Source organism: Pararobbsia alpina, assembly GCF_902859895.1.
In the GTDB taxonomy this organism is placed as follows: domain Bacteria; phylum Pseudomonadota; class Gammaproteobacteria; order Burkholderiales; family Burkholderiaceae; genus Pararobbsia; species Pararobbsia alpina.
Genome location: NZ_CADIKM010000223.1, coordinates 1 through 594, shown reverse-complemented (window position 1 = coordinate 594; position 594 = coordinate 1). Strand labels below are relative to the sequence as shown.

Sequence of the window (594 nt, the reverse complement as noted above, 5' to 3'; positions counted from 1 at the left end):
AGCGGCATTCCACGATTCCAGTACAAGCTCTTGCCCAGTTCAATGCCGATATCGGTCACCAGGCCTGTCATATGAGTAGTCCGGATTTCCGACTTCGAAATCTTCGTTATCATCGCGTTCTGCAGGCCCATCACGAAGCACAGCAGTGCGACTGTCAGCGGTATATAGAAAAGGCGGTGGGCTTCGAGGTTCGCTCCCAACAAGCCGAAACACAATAGCAGGATGGCCTCCAGCAGCAGCGGCGTTGCATAGACGCTCTGCACGCCATGCTGGCGTCCCCAGTTGATTAGAATTGCCGAGCTCGCCGCGCCCAAAAGAAATGCGGCAACCGACCCCGCTGCAGAAGCTACGAACGCTACTTGACCGAGAATCATATTGTCCGCAAGCGACGATACGATTCCAGACATATGGGACGTGTACTGACCAACTGCGAGAAAACCACCGGCATTGGCAGCTCCAGCTACAAAGGCTAGCGCGCATCCGAGTCGCCGGTTTGAGTTGTCAGTGCGTGTGGGCGCAGTGAAAGCTCGGAGATAATTTATCGGCATGATTTCGAGCCACTCCAAAGACGACGACACCCCAAGACACTTGGAA

Annotated in this window: 1 protein-coding gene; it reads right to left on the bottom strand. The window is 54.7% G+C overall.

The genetic code is table 11. The annotated features are described in order from the left end of the window. Window positions 1–548, bottom strand: a 548-nt coding sequence (locus HV670_RS30390) for a YoaK family protein (RefSeq protein WP_175108596.1), incomplete at its 3' end; no start/stop codon positions are given. Between the last annotated feature and the right edge of the window lie 46 nt (window positions 549–594).